Source organism: Rathayibacter sp. AY1A3 (assembly GCF_002930975.1).
Taxonomy (GTDB): domain Bacteria; phylum Actinomycetota; class Actinomycetes; order Actinomycetales; family Microbacteriaceae; genus Rathayibacter.
In genome coordinates, this window is sequence record NZ_PSTO01000082.1 from 1 (window position 1) to 1367 (window position 1367).

The window sequence follows — 1367 nt, forward strand, 5'->3', positions numbered from 1 at the left end:
GCGCTGGCAGGAGGAGGTGCGCGAGCACTTCGCGCGGTGAGCGCGCCACTGCCCGGAGAACGATCGTTCCCACCCCGTCTCCGGGCACTGCGCTCTCGTTCTGCGGGCGCACGCCTCCGCGCCCGACCTACGCTGGCCGGATGACGCGATCCCACGGCACGCGATGAGCTGGGTGCTCCTCACCGGCGCGATCCTCACCGAGGTGACGGCGTCGCTCGCCCTCCAGGCCGCCATCGAGTCGCCGGGCTGGTACGCCCTCGTAGTGGCGGGCTACCTGGCGGCGTTCGTCCTCCTCAGCCGGGTGCTCAAGGCCGGCATGCCGATCGGAGTCGCCTACGGCGTGTGGGGCGCGTGCGGCGTCGCGCTGACGGCGGTCCTCGCGGCCGTGCTCTTCGGGCAGCCGCTGACGGGCGTGATGACGATCGGGCTGGTGCTGATCATCGCGGGCGTGCTGATGGTCGAGATCGGCTCGCAGCGAGCGCAGGCCGCGCGCCGGGCGGTGCGCTGATGGCCTGGCTGCTGCTCTTGGGCGCGATCCTCACCGAGGTCGCCGCGACGATGAGCCTCAAACCCGCGACGGACGGCCGGAAGCGCTGGTACGTCGTGGTCGGAGTCGGCTACGTCGTCGCGTTCACGCTGCTGGCCGGGGCGCTCGCGCAGGGCATGCCGATCGGGGTGGCCTATGGGATCTGGGCGGCGGTCGGAGTCGCGCTGACCGCGGTGCTCGGCCGCTGGCTGTTCCAGGACCCGCTGACCTGGACGATGCTCGGCGGGATCGGCCTGATCATCGCCGGCGTGCTGCTGGTGGAGCTGGGGCACTGACCGGCCGAGTGCCGTCGCGGCGGGGCGCCCCCCGATCAGCGGCCGTCGCGGCGGGGCGCGTCCCGCTGAGCGGCCGCCGCGGCGGGAGCGCGCCTCCTCAGTGGTCGTCGCGGCGGGAGCGCGTCGGCGTCACCGGTTGTCGCGGCGGTACCGCGCCTCGCGGCCGGCGATGTGGAGGCCGAGCCCGGTGACCGCGACCGCGAAGGCGACCAGCACGCCGATGAACGCGATCTCGTCGCCCGCTCCGACCGCCACGGCCGCGACGGCGAGCCCGATCAGCGCGAGGGCGATCACCACGGCGCCGACGATCTCGAGAGGGCTCCAGGCGGTCATGACTCCAGGGTGCGCGCGGAGCGGCGCGCGGGCAAGGGGCGGCAGGCGAACAGGACACGACGTCCCGCCGACCGCGGAGGTCCGCGCGGGTCCCAGCACACGACCCGTCCGCCCGGACGTCGGTCGACCGGGTACTGCGGATCGCGGAGCTCGTCCGAGGCGGTCCGCGGTGCGAGCCCGCTCCGTCCGTCCCCGCCGGAACGCCCCCGCCC

The 1367-nt window shown here is 74.8% G+C and carries 3 protein-coding genes; 2 read left to right on the forward strand and 1 reads right to left on the reverse strand.

Annotated elements, in window-relative coordinates; translation table 11 throughout:
* Positions 1-163 precede the first annotated feature (163 nt).
* Positions 164-508 (forward strand): multidrug efflux SMR transporter, encoded by a 345-nt coding sequence (locus tag C5C10_RS17380; RefSeq protein ID WP_104269826.1) that lies wholly within the window; start codon positions 164-166, stop codon positions 506-508.
* Positions 508-822: a multidrug efflux SMR transporter gene (locus tag C5C10_RS17385; protein WP_104329881.1), complete on the forward strand. Its 315-nt coding sequence runs from the start codon at positions 508-510 to the stop codon at positions 820-822. Before C5C10_RS17380 ends, C5C10_RS17385 begins: the two co-directional genes overlap by 1 nt.
* Positions 823-951: 129 nt before the next feature.
* Here the strand turns inward: C5C10_RS17385 and C5C10_RS17390 are convergent, their stop codons facing one another.
* Complete coding sequence (locus tag C5C10_RS17390; RefSeq protein WP_104256386.1) at positions 952-1155, reverse strand: hypothetical protein; 204 nt, start codon at positions 1153-1155, stop codon at positions 952-954.
* Between the last annotated feature and the right edge of the window lie 212 nt (positions 1156-1367).

What these genes read in the sequence shown, in the direction of transcription:
- C5C10_RS17380 (WP_104269826.1), top strand. Translation starts at nt 164, where the DNA reads ATGAGCTGGGTGCTCCTCACCGGCGCGATCCTCACCGAGGTGACGGCG.
- C5C10_RS17385 (WP_104329881.1), top strand. Translation starts at nt 508, where the DNA reads ATGGCCTGGCTGCTGCTCTTGGGCGCGATCCTCACCGAGGTCGCCGCG.
- C5C10_RS17390 (WP_104256386.1), bottom strand. Translation starts at nt 1,155, where the DNA reads ATGACCGCCTGGAGCCCTCTCGAGATCGTCGGCGCCGTGGTGATCGCC.